Here is a 15,181-nt window from a genome sequence, read left to right on the forward strand (position 1 = left end):
ATGACGGATGATCCCGGAATTCAGGCCCGCCATGCGGCCGGGGTGTTGCTCAATGCGGCGCTGGAGCGGCGGAACGGCCTCGACGAGACCCTGGGCAAGCCGCCCGTCTCGACCCTGGCCCCGCAGGACCGGGCCTTTGCGCGGGCGGTGGCCATGGCGGCCCTGCGACGACTGGGCGAGATCGATGCCGTCCTCGACGGGCGGCTGAAGCGACCGCCTCCGCCGGCGGTGCGCACCCTGATGCGGATCGCGCTGGCCCAGACGCTCAGCCTCGGCACCCCGGCCTTTGCCGCCGTGTCCAGCGCGGTCAAGCTGGCCGAGCGCGATCCGGCCACCCGGCCGTACAAGGCGCTGGTCAATGCGGTGCTGCGCGGCGTCGGACGGGACGGCTTCAGTGCGCCCGATCCGGTGGCCAACTTCCCCGACTGGCTGGCCGCCCGCTGGCGCCAGACCTGGGGCGAAGCCGCGCTTCAGGCCATGGCCCGGGCGGCGATTGCCGAACCGCCCACCGACCTCAGCCTCAAGCCCTCGGCCGACGGCCCGGCCCTGGCCGAGGCGCTGGAAGGCGAGCTGATGTCAGGCGACACGGTCCGCACCCGCCGGCGGGGTGACCTGCGCGACTGGCCGGCCTTCGAGGCGGGGGACTGGTGGGTGCAGGACGCCGCCGCCGCTGTGCCCGCCCGCCTGCTGGCGGCCGGCCCAGACCATACGGTCCTCGATCTGTGTGCCGCCCCGGGCGGCAAGACCTTGCAGCTGGCGGCGACCGGCGCCCGTGTCACGGCGCTGGACCGCTCCGACAAGCGCCTCGACCGGCTGCGCGCCAATCTGGAGCGGACGGGCCTGTCCGCCGAGGTCATCGCCACGCCGGCCGAAGCCTGGGACGACCCGCGGACCTTCGACCGGGTTCTGCTGGATGCGCCGTGCTCGGCGACCGGGACCTTCCGGCGCAATCCCGAAGCCCTGCGCGCTACCCGGCCGGCGGATATCGGCAATCTGGCCGATGTGCAGCACAGGCTGCTGGATGCCGCCGCTGCCCGCGTCGCGCCCGGGGGTCGGCTGGTCTATTGCACCTGTTCGCTGGAGCGCGAGGAGGGCGAGACCCAGATCACGGCCTTCCTGCGTCGCAACGACGCCTTCCGCACCGTGCCCGCCGATCCGGCGGCCGTGGGCGCTCCGGCCGAGGCGCTGACACCCGAGGGCTGGCTGCGCATCGTGCCCGGCCAGTGGGAAGATCGGGGCGGTCTGGACGGCTTCTTCGTCGCCGCCCTGGAGCGCGTGGACTAGAGGCGGATCCCCGCGGCCCCGGCCAAATCCTTGAGCGAGGTCATCGGGCGCGGGCCCCAGTGGGCGATCACCTCGGCCGCAGCAATGGCGCCCAGACGCCCGCAGGTTTCCAGCGGCAGGCCGCGCGCCAGACCGAACAGCACGCCCGCAGCGTATTGATCGCCGGCACCGGTCGTATCGATGACCTTCTCGACCGGCTCGGCGGCGATGTCGGCGCGCTCGCCGCCGCGCACCAGCACCGAGCCCTTCGGCCCGTGGGTCACGGCGACCACCTCGACCTTTTCAGCCAGCGCGCGGGTGGCAGCCTCGACATCGTCGGTCTCGAACAGGGCGCAGGCCTCGGCCTCATTGGCGAACACGATGTCGGTCGAGCTGTCGAGGAAGGCCAGCAGTTCGGTGCGCCAGCGCGCGACGACGAAGGTGTCCGACAGGGTGATGGCGACCTTGCGTCCGGCCTTGTGGGCGGCGTCGGCCGCGGCCTCGAAGGCCGCGCGGGCCGGGGCCGGATCGAACAGATAGCCTTCCAGATAGACGATGGCGCTGTCGGCCACCCGGGCCAGGTCGACGTCTTCGGGGGCCAGCTGGTTGGCGGCGCCGAGGAAGGTGCACATGGTGCGCTGGCCGTCCGGCGTGACATTGATCAGGCAGCGGCCCGTGCCCGCGCCGTCCTTCAGCACCGGGGTATCGAAGGCCACGCCCGCCGCGCGGATGTCGTGGCTGAAGACCTGACCCAGCTGGTCGTCGGCCACCTTGCCGATATAGGCCGGGCGCCCGCCCAGGCTGCCGATGCCGGCCACCGTATTGCCGGCCGACCCGCCCGAGGCCTCGACCCCGGCGGCCATGGCCGCGTACAGGGTGGCGCTCTGGTCCTCGTCGACCAGTTGCATGGAGCCGGGCGCCAGACCCTTTTCGGTCAGGAATTCCGGGGTGCAGGGGCTGAGCACATCAACGATGGCATTGCCGACGGCGCAGACGTCGTGAGCGGGGGCGTCATGGGTGGGGGCATTTGAGTTCATGAAGGCCGCTTAGCCCGCCTGTCCGCGCATGACCAGTGCGGGGCGACGGGTCGAGGCTTTGCCGTGGACCAATTTCCGCTATGACCCGCCCATGTCCGACATCGTGATCCTGACCCCGAACCCCGAAGATCCCTCGTTTGCCGGCCAGTGGCCGCAGGTGCGCGACCGGCTGGTCGCCGCCTTTGCCGCCGGGGGTCTCGACGCCCGGTCGGAGGCCTGGACCGACCATATCGAGGCGGCAGACGGGCTGGCCTCGGCCGATCTGGTCATGCCGCTGGTGGCCTGGGGCTATCACCGCGACCACGTCCGCTGGATGAAGGCCTGCGCGACCTGGCAGGCGGCCGGACTGCCGATGATGAACCCGGCCTCCGTGCTGGCCTGGAATTCCGACAAGTCCTATCTGAAGCGGCTGGGCGAGGCGGGCCTGCCGGTGCCGCCCACGCTCTGGAGCGACCGCGTCACGGCGGATCAGGTCGCCGACGCCTTTGACGCACTGGGCGCTGACGAGCTGGTGATCAAGCCGCGCGTCTCGGGCGGCGGATGGCAGACGACGCGGCTGGCGCGGGGGGCGACCCTGACCGAGGCGCCGGAGGGCCCCGCCCTGATCCAGCCCTTCATCGCGGCGCTGGAGACCGAGGGCGAGCTGTCGCTGCTGTTCTTTGGCGGGCGCTTCAGCCACGCGGTGCGCAAACGCCCCCGTGCCGGAGAGTTCCGCATCCAGCAACAGTTCGGCGGCCTGTATGCCCCCGAGCCGCATCCCGATCCTGTGGCGCTGGAGCTGGCCCGCCAGGTGCTGGCCACGGTCGAGGAAGAGCTGCTGTACGCCCGCATCGACCTGGCGCGCGGAGCCGACGGCCAGTGGCTGCTGATGGAGGCGGAGCTGATCGAGCCGGACTTCTACCTCAACCACGCCCCCGACGGCGGGCAGGCCTTCGTCGCCGCCGTCGCCGACCACCTCAATCGTTGAGACCGAGCGCGACCGACGGGCACAGGTCGCGGATCACGCAGGCCTCGCACTTCGGCTTTCGCGCCACGCAGGTATAGCGGCCGTGCAGGATCAGCCAGTGATGGGCCTTGGGCAGCCAGGCCTCCGGCACGACCTGATGCAGCTGGGCCTCGACCTTGTCCGGCGTTCCGGCATTGGCCAGACCCAGCCGGTGCGACACGCGAAACACGTGGGTGTCGACGGCGATGGCCGGTTCGATCTCCAGCTCGTTCAGCACCACGCTGGCGGTCTTGCGCCCCACGCCGGGCAGGGCCTGTAGCGCGTCGCGCGTCAGAGGCACCTCGCCGCCGTGCTGCTCAAGCACGATGCGGCTGAGGGCGATGACGTTCTTCGCCTTGTTCCGGTAGAGGCCGATCGAGGCGATGTAGGGGATCAGGCCTTCTTCCCCCAGCGCCAGCATTTTTTCCGGCGTGTCGGCCACCGTGAACAGCCGGTCGGTGGCCTTGTTGACCGAGACGTCGGTGGCCTGGGCCGACAGGGCGACGGCCACCACCAGTGTGTAGGGGCTGCTGAAGTTCAGCTCGGTCTTCGGCTCGGGCATGACCGCCGCCAGGCGGGCGAAGATGGCCTCGACCCGGTCGGAATCCGGCGGCCAGACGACCGCACCGGTGGCCCGACGCGCGGCGGGCGCCTTGCGCGGTGAGGCGGCGGTCTTTCGGGGAGCACGGGCCATGGCCAAGGGCATCGCCGCCCCGGCGGGCCGGGTCAAGAGTGGGCCAGTCGTCGGGCGAGTCAGGGTCTGAAACAGAGCGTGTTTGTTGCGCCGCAACATGGGTTCTTGATTTCTGGACGCTTCGGTCCATTTTATGACGCACCTCCCCCTCCCGAGTACTGCGATATGGCTCTTTCTCCCTCCCTCAAGGCCCGACTGCCCCTGATCGTCGGGGTGATCGCCGGTCTGGTCGTCCTGGCCGGCGGCACCCTGTGGTGGCTGGACAAGCAGCACTGGGAAACCACCGACAACGCCTTCGTCCAGGCGGACACCACCCTCGTCAGCCCGCAGGTCAGCGGCTATGTCGTCGAGGTGCTGGTGGCTGACAACCAGGCGGTCGAGGCCGGTCAGGTGCTGGTGCGGCTGGATGACGCCGATGCGCGGGCCAAGCTGGCCGAGGCGGAAGCCAATCTTCAGGCGCTGGTCGCCGCCGTCGGCAATGTCGATGCCCGCGCGGCCCAGGAACAGGCCCTGATCGCCTCACGCGCCGCGGGCGTGGCCCAGGCCCGCGCCCAGGCCGATCTGGCCCGGGCCGAGGTGGACCGCTATGGCCGACTGGCCGAACAGGGCTGGGTCTCCCAGCAGCGGATGCAGACCGAGCAGGCCGGGGCCCAGACCGCCCAGGCCGCCGTCGAACAGGCCCAGGCCGCCCTTGTCGCCGAACAACGCACCGCCGCCGTGCTCGGCTCGACCCGCGAACAGAGTCTGGCGGCCGTCGAACAGGCCCGTGCCGCGGTCGAACAGGCCCGCACGGCGCTGGACCGGACCGTGATCCGCGCCCCCGTCGCCGGGGTCGTCGGCGCCCGCAGCGTGCGCGCCGGCCAGTACGTCAGCCCCGGATCGCAACTGCTGTCGATCGTGCCGCTGGGCGAAACCTATGTGGTCGCCAACTTCAAGGAGACCCAGCTGGATCACCTGCGGCTGGGCCAGGCGGTCGAGATCACCGCCGATGCCTTCCCCGGCCAGACCCTGCACGGCCGGATCGACAGCTTTGCCCCCGCGACGGGGTCGGAATTCGCCCTGATCCCGGTCGAGAATGCGACCGGCAACTTCACCAAGATCACCCAGCGGGTGCCCGTGCGGATCGTGGTCGACCGCGCCGGGGGACAGCCGGTGTCGCTGCGCCCCGGCCTGTCGGTCGAGGTCAAGGTTGATCTGAGGAGCCCGGGCGGGGCCAGCTTTGCCGAGGTCGGCAATGAGGCGCCGCAGATGGCGGGCGCGCCGGTTCTGGCGGTCGCCCGCCCATGACCGCCACCGCCCTCGGCGGTGCGACCCCGGCGCCCGCCGCCGCCCCGAAGTCCGCGCCCGAGGTCAACTGGACCTATCTGCTGCTCGGCTTTGCCGGGATGGTGATCGGCCAGTTCATGGCCATTCTGGATATCCAGATCGTCGCCGCCTCCCTGCCCCAGATCCAGGCCGGCATCGGCGCCTCGGCCGACGAGATCAGCTGGATCCAGACGGCCTATCTGATCCCCGAGGTCGTGATGATCCCGCTGTCAGGATACCTGTCGCGGCTGTGGGGCACCCAGAAGGTCTTCCTGATTTCCTGCACCGGCTTCCTCGTGATGAGCGTGGCCACCGGCCTGTCCAGCTCCATCGACATGATGATCCTGTTCCGGGCGCTTCAGGGCTTTCTGGGCGGGGCCATGATCCCGACCGTGTTCGCCGTGGCCTTTACCGCCTTTCCGCCCGAGCGGCGCGTGACCGCCAGCGTGGTCATGGGCCTGATCGTCACCCTGGCCCCCACGGTCGGGCCGACGCTGGGCGGGCACCTGACCGAATGGCTCAGCTGGCGCTGGCTGTTCTTCATCAATGTCCTGCCGGGAATGCTGGTGCTGTTTCTGGTGGGCCGGTTTGCGCGCTTCGACACCGGCGATGCCTCGCTGTCCAAGGGCTTTGACTGGGCCGGTCTCGGCCTGATGGCTGTCTTTCTGATGAGCCTGCAGTTCGTGCTGGAGGAAGGCGCCAGGAATGACTGGTTTGCGGATACCGCCATTCTGGGCCTGGCGGTGGTCGCGGCCCTGACCGGACCGGCCTTTGTCTGGAGGTCGCTGACCTATCGTAACCCGATCGTCGAGCTGCGCGCCTTTGCCAACCGCAACTTCACCGTCGGCGTGATCATGACCTTCATCGTCGGCGCGGCCCTGTTTGGCGGGACCTTCCTGCTGCCGCTGTTCCTCGGGCGGGTGCTGGCCTATTCGCCGTCCGAAGTCGGGACCACCATGGTCGTCTCGGGCCTCGCCATGTTCGCGACCGCGCCGCTGGCCGGGCGACTGGTGCGCAAGCTGGATGTGCGCGTCCTGATGTTCGTCGGCTTCATCCTGTGCGCCTGGGGCATGTGGGATGCCCGGGCCCTGACCGAGGAATGGGGCTTCTGGCAGTTCGCCGGCGTGCAGGCGATGCGCGGCGCCGGGGTCATGCTGGCCATGATCGCCGCGCAGCAGGTCACCATGTCGACCCTGCCCCCGCACATGGTCAAGAACGCCTCGGGTCTGGTCAATCTGGCCCGCAATGTGGGGGGCGCCTTCGGCCTCGCCTTCCTCAACACCTCCCTGACCACCAATACGGCGGTCCATATGGGCGAGCTGACCAGCCGGATCAGCCAGTCGGACAGCCAGATGCAGGGTCTGCTGGCCGGGATGGCGCAGCGGTTTTCCGACTCGGTCGATCCTCATGCCTCGGCGCTCAAGGCCGTCTGGGGCATGCTGCAGAAACAGGCGACCACCCTGGCGTTCGGCGATGCCTTTGCCCTCCTGGCACTGGCCTGTGCGGTCGCGGCCTTCGTCACCCTGTTCGCCCGGCCGGTGAAGGGGCCGACCGGCGCCCCCCCGGCGGAGGCCCACTGATGGCGCGCGCCCTCGGACAGGTGGATGAGCGCAAGGGCGAGGCCATTCTGGACGCCGCCCGCGATGTGTTCGCCGAAAAGGGCCCCGCGGCCACGATGGAGGAGATCGCCCGCCGCGCCGGGGTGTCGAAACAGACCCTCTACAACCGCTTCGGCTCCAAGCTGGAGATTGGGCGGGCGCTGGCCGCCCGGCGGTCCGAGGCCGTGACCGCGCCGCTGCGCACCGCAGGCGATCCCGAGACCGTGCTCACGGCGCTGGCCACCGCCCTGCTCGAAAAGATCCTGTGCGGCGATGCGGGATCGTCCATGCGGGGGCTGGCCCTGATGTCGCCCGAGGCGCCGGACATCGGGCGAGTCATCTATGACAGCGGACCGGGCGAGAGCCTGCGCCGACTGTCCGCCTGGCTGGCCGAACAGGACCGGCGGGGCCTGATGCGGGTGCCCGACCCCGACCATGCGGCCGAGATGTTCTCGGGCATGGTGCTGGGCCATGGCCATCTGCGTCTGGTGCTGGGGGCCGCACCGCCCCAGGTCGCCGATATCCCTGCGCGGGCGCGCGAGACGGCCCGGCGGTTTCTCAGGGCCTTTGCCCCCGACTGAGCCCCCGATTGAGGCCACTGCCATTGGCCCCTCCGGCGGATCGGCGTAGGAAGGCGGCCCTGTTGCGTCCCCATCCGGAGTTTGTCCCCATGCTGATCCACCTGTCGTCCTGGCCCGAGATCGAGGCCCGGCTGAAGACCACCAGGACGGTGGTGGTGCCGATCGGCTCGAACGAACAGCACGGCCCCACGGGCCTGCTCGGCACCGACTGGCTGTGCCCGGAGATCATCGCCCACGCCGCCGAGGCCCAGGACGAGGATCTGGTCGTCGCCCCGACCTTCAACATCGGCATGGCCCAGCACCACCTGGCCTTTCCGGGGACCATCTCGCTGCGGCCCTCGACCTTCATGGCGGCCATTTCCGACTGGGTGAGCTCGCTGACGCGCCACGGCTTCGAGCGGATCTATTTCCTGAACGGCCACGGCGGCAATGTCTCAACCATTGATGCGACCTTCGCCGAAATCTATGCCGAGTGGAGCTTCCTCGAGGAGCGGGCGCCGTTTGCCCTCAAGCTGGTGAACTGGTGGGACCTGCCGGGGGTCCACGCCCTGTGCAGCTCGATCTTCCCGACCGGCCACGGCATGCATGCCACCCCGTCCGAGATCGCCGTGACCCAGGCCGCCTATCCGGACCACATCAAGACCGCCGACTATTCGCCGAAGATCGCCCCCGTAGGCCCGATCCGCGATGCGCTTGACTACCGCGCCCGCTTCCCCGACGGCCGCATCGGCTCGGACCCGGCCCAGGCCAGCCCCGAAAAGGGCCAGCGCATCATCGATGCCGCCGTGCCGGCCCTGCTGAAGGATGTCGCGGCCTTTACGAATGAAGTCGCCCCTGACTGAGCAAATGGTCTAGGCTGGCCCATGACCTCCCCCAGATCGATGACCCGCGACGGCAAGCGCATGGCCCGCAATGCACGAACCGCACTGACCACGGCCAGCGACAGCCAGGACATGCTGACGGCCTCGTCCGACGTCATCGCGGCGCGCATGGAAATCATGGCGCGCGCCATGGCCGACCCCCTGCGGGCCGACATCGGTGAACTGTCCCTGATGGGCACCGAAAAGCTGGAGGCGCTCAGCGCCTCGGCCGCCTCGCTCACCGGCAATATGGGCACCCTGGCCGCCCGGGCGTCAAAGTCGGCGCTGGCCGAGGTGGACCATGCCCGCCGGGCGGCGGTCGCCGTGTCCTCGGCGCCTACCCCGGCCGCCGCGGCCACGGCCCAATTCAACTATGCACTGGGATGGTGGGGCCGCGCCGCCAGCCAGATGATGGCGTTCAACTCAGGCCTGCTGAAGACCCAGGCCGAGGCGCTCAAACCCCTGCACGACAAGGCCACGGCCAACGCCCGACGTCTGAAGCGTTAGGCCGTCCGGATCACCCCGCCCGAGGCCTCGACCGGCCAGGGCGTGAGGCGCGCCCCCGCACAGGGCCCGCCGACGCAGGCGCCGTCCAGCGGCTCGAACACCGCGCCGTGCCAGCCGCACAGGATCAGGGACCCGTCCGGCGTCAGATAGCGGTCAAGCTCAAGCGCCATGGGAAAGCCCTGATGCGGGCAGCGGTCGACCCAGCCGGCGACCTCGCCGTCCTTCCGCACCACAAAGCCGTGGAAATACGCCTCGCCGATCTGGAGGACGAAGCCGCGCGAGCCGGGTTCGGCAATGTCGTCCAGCGCGCACAGGGCGACGCCGGGCGGGGTCTTCCAGACGCGTTTGCGCTCAGGGTCCGGCGCTTCGGGGGCCGCGCCGTCGGTCATCCGTCGGTTTCGGCGCGCAGCGGCCGCGACAGCAGGCCCTCGATGATCTGGTCAACCGTTGCCTCGCCCGCCAGCAGGGCAGCGACCCCATAGGCGATCGGCATGTCCAGACCCAGCTTCAGGCCCAGATCGCGGACGGCGGGCGCGCTCTGATAGCCCTCGGCGACCGAGCGCTTGCCGGCCAGGGCCCGTTCGACCGTCTGGCCTTCACCCAGGGCCAGACCCAGGCTCATATTGCGCGACTGCGGGCTGGAGCAGGTCAGCACCAGATCCCCCAGACCGCACAGGCCCGCGACCGTCTCGGCGCGGCCGCCCAGGGCGACACACAGGCGGGTCATTTCGGCAAAGCCCCGGGTGATCAGGGCGGCGTGGGCGCTGCGGCCCAGCTGACGCCCCTCGACGATGCCGCAGGCGATGGCCAGAACATTCTTGAGCGCGCCGCCGGCCTCGGCCCCGATCAGGTCGTCGGTCAGGTACAGGCGGAAGCCCGGGGGCGAGAGGCGCGCCATCAGGGCCTCGCCCAGACCGGCGTCGGCGACCGCCAGCGTTACCGCCGTCGGCAGGCCGCGCGCCACCTCACCCGCGAAACTGGGGCCCGACAGGACCGCCGGGGTGGCCTCGGGCAGGGTCTCGTGCAGCACATCGGTCATCAGCTTGAGCGTGCCGCGCTCGATGCCCTTGGAGCACAGGATCATGGGGGTGCCGGCCCGATAGTGCGGCCGGAAGGCCTCCAGCGTCGCGCGCAGGTGCTGGGCCGGGGGCACCGCCAGCACCAGATCGCAGCCCGCCAGGTCCGCCAGATCGGTCGTGGCCGTGATCGCGGGATCCAGCGGCACATCGGGCAGGAAGGCCGCATTGATCCGGTCGCGGGTGATGCTGTCGACCACCTCGGTCTCGCGCGCCTGCAGCGTGACCGAAAGGCCCGCGCGCGCCACCACCTGGGCCAGGGCCGTGCCCCAGGCGCCGCCGCCGATCACGCCCGCCGTCTTCATCTGCATCGGTTCACTCCCGTCCTGGCGGCTCATGCCTTGGCCCCCTTGCGCCCGGGTGGGTGAGCCGGATCGGACAGGGCGCGCGCCTCGTCCAGTGGCCAGCGCGGGCGGGCCGCGACCGCAAGGTCACTGGTCAAACCCAGACGCAGCCGTTCGGCTCCCGCCAGGGCGATCATGGCGGCATTGTCGGTGCAATAGGCCATCGGCGGCGCGACAAAATCAAACCCCTTGGCCACGGCGATCCCGGTCAGCCGCGCCCGGACGGTGGCATTGGCCGCCACCCCGCCCGCCACGACAAAGGCCGGGCGGTCCAGTTTAGGGTGATGCTCGCGGAACAGGTCCAGCGCCCGCGTCGAGCGTTCGGCCAGCTGGCGGGCGATGGCGGTCTGCACCGCACGGGCCAGATCCGCCTTGTCGGCGTCGGACTCCAGCCCCTGCGACAGCCGGGCCGCGGCCGTCTTCAACCCCGAGAAGGAAAAGTCGCAGTCCCGCCGACCCAGCAGCGACCGGGGCAGGTCGAACCGTTCGGCGCCCTCATCGGTGCCGGTCGCGGCCAGCCGTTCCAGCGCCGGGCCGCCCGGATAGCCCAGCCCCATGGCCTTGGCGATCTTGTCAAAGGCCTCGCCCGCGGCATCGTCCAGAGTCGTGCCCAGCCGGGTCATGTCGCCGATGCCGCGCACCTCCAGCAGCTGGCAGTGACCGCCCGAGACCAGCAGCAGCAAAAAGGGGTAGGCCACCGGCCGGCCCAGCCGCGCCGAGACCGCATGACCCTCCAGATGGTTGACCGCCACCAGCGGAAGGCCGCGACCCATGGCCACGCCCTTGGCATAGCTGAGGCCCACCATGACGCCACCGACCAGTCCGGGCCCGGCGGTCGCCGCCACGCCGTCCAGCGCGGTCCAGTCACAGCCGGCGTCGGTCAGGGCGCGCCGCACAATGCCGTCTATGGTCTCGACATGGCTGCGCGCGGCGATCTCGGGCACCACCCCGCCATAGGCCGCGTGATCGTCGATCTGGCTGTGCACCACCGAGGACAGGACCTCGACCGTGCCGTCGGCCTGCTGGCGCACGACCGAGGCCGCCGTCTCGTCGCAACTGGTCTCGATGCCCAGCAGGATGAGCGGGCCGGTTGCCGTCTCCGGCCCCGTGCTATAGGGCGCGGCCCTGGTGTCCATGCTCATCGGTGTGGCCACAGTCCTGTTCACCGGGTCGAGGTAGCGGCCCGCACCCCGCGACGCAACGGCCACGGTCCGACCATGACGCACCTCCTTCGTATCGGCACCCGCCGCTCGACCCTGGCCATGACCCAGACCGGCCATGTGCGTCAGGCGCTGGCCGACGCCCTGGGCGTGACCTCCGCCGACATGGAGGCCCGCCTGCCGCTGGTGCCGATCGTCACCACCGGCGACCGGATCCAGGACCGGCGCCTGCTCGAGGTCGGCGGCAAGGCCCTGTTCACCAAGGAAATCGAGGCCGCCCTGTTCGACGGCCGCTGCGATCTGGCTGTCCATTCGCTGAAGGATGTGCCGGTCGAGCCGCCGCCCGGTCTGGCGCTGGCCGCCATTCCGGTCCGCGAGGACCCGCGCGATGCCTTCGTCAGCGAGCGTTTCGACAGCGTCACCGACCTGCCCGAAGGCGCGCGCGTCGGCACCGCGAGCCTGAGACGACAGGCCCAGCTGCTGGCCCTCCGGCCAGACCTGCGGATCGAACTGTTGCGCGGCAATGTCGACAGCCGGCTCAAGCGCGTGGCCGACGGCGAGTTCGAGGCCATCCTGCTGGCCGCCTCGGGCCTCAACCGGCTGGGCTACAGCGATCGCATCCGCGCCCTTTTGCCGGTCGAGGATTTCGTGCCCGCGCCCGGTCAGGGCGCCCTGGCCCTGCAGACCCGCGAGGGCGATGCCCCGGCGATCGAGGTCTGGGGGCCGGTCCTCAATCACGCCGCGACCGCCCTGGCCGTCCGGGCCGAGCGGGCCGCCATGCGGGCACTCGAGGGGTCCTGCCGCACGGCCGTCGGCGCCCATGCCTGGCACGACGGCGACGATCTGGTGCTGGTCGCCGAGCGGCTGCGCCCCGATGGCACGCGTCGCTGGCGCGAGACGGCCCGGATTCCGCTCACCGCCGATGTCGAGGCCGCCGCCGAGGCAATGGGCCACACGGTCCAGAACCGCGCCCTCGCCGACGGCGAACCGGTCGAAAACTAGGGCCATGCGCCTCTGGGTCACCCGCACCGCGCCGGCCGCCCACGAGACCGCCGCGCGCCTCGCCGCCCTAGGCCACTCGCCGCTGGTCGCCCCCCTGCTGGTCGTGCGCCCGCTGCCGCTGACAGGCCCGGTGCCCGACCACACCGCCCTCGCCTTCACCAGCCGCAATGCCGTGGTCCTCTGGAGCGCACAGGACCCGGACCGCACCCGTCCGGCCTATTGCGTGGGCGATGCGACGGCTGATGCCGCGCGCGCGGCCGGTTACACCGATGTGCACTCGGCCTCAGGCGATGTGCGCGATCTGGCCGCCCTGATCCGCCCGGACGCCGCCGGCCCCGTCCTCGCCCCCGGCCCGGCCCGCCCGGCCGCCGATCTGGCGGCTCTGGTCGGCGGCGAGACGCCGGTGCACACCCTGGCCATCTACGACACGGTCGAGGCGGACGATCCGGCCCCGGCCGCCTTCGACGGCGTGCTGTTCCATTCGCCGCGTGCCGCCGCCGCCTTTGCCGACCGCCATGCCGACACGACCCCCGGACGCCTCGCCTTCGCAATGTCCCCCGCCGTCGCCGCGCCGCTGGAGGCGCTGGGCTTTTCCGGGGTGCGCATCGCCGCCCGTCCGGACGAACAGGCCCTGATCGACACGCTCGATGCACAGACGCTTGGCAAGCCGCCCCGCCCCGTATAAACACCGCCCTCGCGCCGGGTCGGTCAGGCCCGCCGATCAGGGCCGCTTTAGCTCAGCTGGTAGAGCATCGCATTCGTAATGCGGGGGTCAGGTGTTCGAGTCACCTAAGCGGCACCACCTTTTCCCATGATCCTTACCCCTTTCCGACACGCGCTGCCGTGTGCCCTTGCCTGTTTCGGCTTCGTCCTGCTGATCGCGCTGGGGGCGCGGGTGGATGTGGCGGTGCCGGGGTCGCCGGTGCCGCAGTCGTTGCAGACCCTGGTGGTGCTGGCCGCCGGGCTGGCGCTGGGGCCCCGCTGGGGACTGGCGGCGGCAGCCCTCTATGTCCTGGCGGGAGCGCTGGGCCTTCCGGTATTTGCGGACGGCGCCTCGGGGCTGTCGGTGCTGGCGGGACCGACGGCCGGCTATCTGGCCGGCTTTGTGCTGGCCGCCGGTTTTGTGGGCGCGCTGAGCGACGATCTGGCCAGGGGGCGCCGGGGGCGACAGATCGTCACCGCCCTCGGTCTGGGGCTGGTCGGCCATGTCCTCATTCTTGCGCCCGGCTGGGCCGGGCTGGCCCTGCGGCTGGGCCCGGCAGCAGCCCTGTCGGCGGGCGTTGTGCCCTTCCTGTGGGGCATGGTGGTCAAGTCGGCGATCGTCGCCTTGGCCGCCCCCCTTCTTCTGGGCCTGCGACAGCGCTTGAACATATAAGCATATCTTTATATCTCTTGCGGCCTACAGTTGGCGCCCACGCCAGATCGGAGCCTGCCCGTGTCCCGTACCTCCTTCCATTTCACCTCGGAAAGCGTTTCCGAGGGCCACCCCGACAAGGTCTCGGACCGGATCTCGGACACCATCGTCGACCTGTTCCTGTCCAGGGATCCCGAGGCGCGCGTGGCCTGCGAGACCCTGACCACCACCAATCGCGTGGTTCTGGCCGGCGAAATCCGCGGCAAGGGCATCTGGGAGAACGGGGCCTGGGCCCCCGGTATCGAGGCCGAGATCGAACAGGTGGTCCGCGCCGCCGTGCGCGACATCGGGTATGAGCAGGACGGCTTCCACTGGGAGACGCTCACGTTTTCCAACTATCTGCACGGCCAGTCGGCCGACATCGCCGTCGGCGTCGACGCCACCGAGTCGAAGGACGAGGGCGCCGGCGACCAGGGCATCATGTTCGGCTATGCCTCGAACGAAACGCCCGAGCTGATGCCCGCCACCCTGGCCTACAGCCACCGCATCCTGCGCCGCCTGTCGGAGCTGCGTCACGGCGGCGAGAAGCGGCTCGAGCCCGACGCCAAGAGCCAGGTCACCCTGTTCTACGAGGACGGCAAGCCGGTCCGCGCCACCTCGATCGTGGTCTCGACCCAGCATGCCCCCGGTCTGTCGCAGGTCGATGTCGCCGCGCTGGTAAAGCCGGTGGTCGAGGACGTCCTGCCCGAAGGCTTCATCACCAATGAGACGGTCTGGCACATCAATCCGACCGGCGTGTTCGAGATCGGCGGCCCGGACGGCGATTCCGGCCTGACCGGACGCAAGATCATCGTCGACACCTATGGCGGGGCGGCCCCCCACGGCGGCGGCGCCTTCTCGGGCAAGGACCCGACCAAGGTCGACCGCTCGGCGGCCTATGCCTGTCGCTATCTGGCCAAGAATGTCGTGGCGGCGGGTCTGGCCGACCGGTGCACCATCCAGCTCAGCTATGCCATCGGCGTCGCCAAGCCCCAGTCGATCCACGTCGATCTGCACGGCACGGGCAAGATTTCCGAGACGGTGCTGGAGGAGAAGCTGCTGGGCCTGATCGGCGGCGGCACTCCGCGCGCCATCCGCGAGCATCTGGGCCTCAACAAGCCCATCTATGCGCGCACCGCCGCCTATGGCCATTTCGGGCGCGAGCCCGATGCCGACGGCGGCTTCTCGTGGGAACGGACCGATCTGGTCGACCGGCTGAAGGCGCTGGCCTGAAGAGAGTGACGAGTAGCGAGTGACGTGTGGCGAGACCCTTTCAACTCGCTCGGTGTCGCCTTAAGGCTGGGAGGTTGCTGGATCGTCGGCTGGTTCGACCCCCAACGCTTTCCTCGCCACTCGCCACGCGTCACTCGCCACTC

The 15,181-nt window shown here is 70.5% G+C and carries 16 protein-coding genes and 1 tRNA gene; 12 read left to right on the forward strand and 5 right to left on the reverse strand.

The window, feature by feature from the left end:
* On the forward strand, positions 1-1,284 hold the full coding sequence (locus tag J7346_RS08965; protein WP_209119576.1) for an RsmB/NOP family class I SAM-dependent RNA methyltransferase: 1,284 nt from the start codon (positions 1-3) through the stop codon (positions 1,282-1,284).
* Here the strand turns inward: J7346_RS08965 and J7346_RS08970 are convergent.
* Positions 1,281-2,300 carry an adenosine kinase gene (locus J7346_RS08970; protein ID WP_209119577.1) on the reverse strand — a complete coding sequence of 340 codons (1,020 nt, stop codon included), beginning with the start codon at positions 2,298-2,300 and terminating at the stop codon, positions 1,281-1,283. The two genes, J7346_RS08965 and J7346_RS08970, sit on opposite strands and share 4 nt — an antisense overlap.
* 28 nt (positions 2,301-2,328) lie before the next feature.
* Between J7346_RS08970 and J7346_RS08975 the strand changes: the two genes are divergently transcribed.
* Positions 2,329-3,267: a transporter gene (locus tag J7346_RS08975; RefSeq protein ID WP_245157758.1), complete on the forward strand. Its 939-nt coding sequence runs from the start codon at positions 2,329-2,331 to the stop codon at positions 3,265-3,267.
* Here J7346_RS08975 and nth read toward each other — a convergent pair.
* Complete coding sequence (gene nth / locus J7346_RS08980; protein ID WP_209119578.1) at positions 3,257-3,979, reverse strand: endonuclease III; 723 nt, start codon at positions 3,977-3,979, stop codon at positions 3,257-3,259. The two genes, J7346_RS08975 and nth, sit on opposite strands and share 11 nt — an antisense overlap.
* Before the next feature lie 165 nt (positions 3,980-4,144).
* Here nth and J7346_RS08985 point away from each other — a divergent pair, with 165 nt between their 5' ends.
* The 5 genes from J7346_RS08985 (at position 4,145) to J7346_RS09005 (ending at position 8,830) form a co-directional block, all read left to right on the forward strand.
* Positions 4,145-5,266, forward strand: coding sequence for an HlyD family secretion protein (locus J7346_RS08985; protein ID WP_209119579.1), 1,122 nt, complete (start codon positions 4,145-4,147; stop codon positions 5,264-5,266).
* The gene (locus J7346_RS08990; RefSeq protein WP_209119580.1) at positions 5,263-6,864 is read left to right on the forward strand and encodes a DHA2 family efflux MFS transporter permease subunit; all 1,602 of its coding nucleotides are present in this window, start codon (positions 5,263-5,265) and stop codon (positions 6,862-6,864) included. Before J7346_RS08985 ends, J7346_RS08990 begins: the two co-directional genes overlap by 4 nt.
* Entirely contained in the window at positions 6,864-7,463 is a 600-nt protein-coding gene (locus tag J7346_RS08995; RefSeq protein ID WP_209119581.1) for a TetR/AcrR family transcriptional regulator, read from the forward strand. The genes J7346_RS08990 and J7346_RS08995 overlap by 1 nt, the downstream gene beginning before the upstream one ends.
* A gap of 89 nt (positions 7,464-7,552) precedes the next feature.
* Positions 7,553-8,305 carry a creatininase family protein gene (locus J7346_RS09000; protein ID WP_209119582.1) on the forward strand — a complete coding sequence of 251 codons (753 nt, stop codon included), beginning with the start codon at positions 7,553-7,555 and terminating at the stop codon, positions 8,303-8,305.
* Between the two features lie 21 nt (positions 8,306-8,326).
* Positions 8,327-8,830 (forward strand): phasin family protein, encoded by a 504-nt coding sequence (locus J7346_RS09005; protein ID WP_245157759.1) that lies wholly within the window; start codon positions 8,327-8,329, stop codon positions 8,828-8,830.
* Here J7346_RS09005 and J7346_RS09010 read toward each other — a convergent pair.
* Genes J7346_RS09010 through tsaD form a run of 3 tightly spaced genes read right to left on the reverse strand, consistent with a single transcriptional unit; the run spans position 8,827 to position 11,386 of the window.
* Entirely contained in the window at positions 8,827-9,219 is a 393-nt protein-coding gene (locus J7346_RS09010) for a Rieske (2Fe-2S) protein (RefSeq protein WP_209119583.1), read from the reverse strand. The two genes, J7346_RS09005 and J7346_RS09010, sit on opposite strands and share 4 nt — an antisense overlap.
* Positions 9,216-10,217 (reverse strand): NAD(P)H-dependent glycerol-3-phosphate dehydrogenase, encoded by a 1,002-nt coding sequence (locus J7346_RS09015; protein ID WP_209119659.1) that lies wholly within the window; start codon positions 10,215-10,217, stop codon positions 9,216-9,218. The genes J7346_RS09010 and J7346_RS09015 overlap by 4 nt, the downstream gene beginning before the upstream one ends.
* 23 nt (positions 10,218-10,240) lie before the next feature.
* Entirely contained in the window at positions 10,241-11,386 is a 1,146-nt protein-coding gene (gene tsaD / locus J7346_RS09020; protein ID WP_245157767.1) for a tRNA (adenosine(37)-N6)-threonylcarbamoyltransferase complex transferase subunit TsaD, read from the reverse strand.
* 81 nt (positions 11,387-11,467) lie between these two features.
* On the opposite strand from tsaD, the gene hemC reads away from it, so the two are divergent.
* The 5 genes from hemC (at position 11,468) to metK (ending at position 15,038) form a co-directional block, all read left to right on the forward strand.
* Complete coding sequence (hemC, locus tag J7346_RS09025; protein ID WP_209119584.1) at positions 11,468-12,412, forward strand: hydroxymethylbilane synthase; 945 nt, start codon at positions 11,468-11,470, stop codon at positions 12,410-12,412.
* Positions 12,413-12,416: 4 nt separating this feature from the next.
* Positions 12,417-13,097 (forward strand): uroporphyrinogen-III synthase, encoded by a 681-nt coding sequence (locus J7346_RS09030; protein WP_245157760.1) that lies wholly within the window; start codon positions 12,417-12,419, stop codon positions 13,095-13,097.
* 41 nt (positions 13,098-13,138) lie between these two features.
* Positions 13,139-13,214: transfer RNA gene (locus J7346_RS09035), tRNA-Thr, on the forward strand.
* 9 nt (positions 13,215-13,223) lie between these two features.
* Positions 13,224-13,787, forward strand: coding sequence for a biotin transporter BioY (locus J7346_RS09040; protein ID WP_209119586.1), 564 nt, complete (start codon positions 13,224-13,226; stop codon positions 13,785-13,787).
* Positions 13,788-13,847: 60 nt separating this feature from the next.
* Positions 13,848-15,038, forward strand: coding sequence for a methionine adenosyltransferase (metK, locus tag J7346_RS09045; RefSeq protein WP_209119587.1), 1,191 nt, complete (start codon positions 13,848-13,850; stop codon positions 15,036-15,038).
* Positions 15,039-15,181: the final 143 nt, after the last annotated feature.

Source organism: Brevundimonas sp. A19_0 (assembly GCF_017744255.1).
Lineage (GTDB): Bacteria > Pseudomonadota > Alphaproteobacteria > Caulobacterales > Caulobacteraceae > Brevundimonas.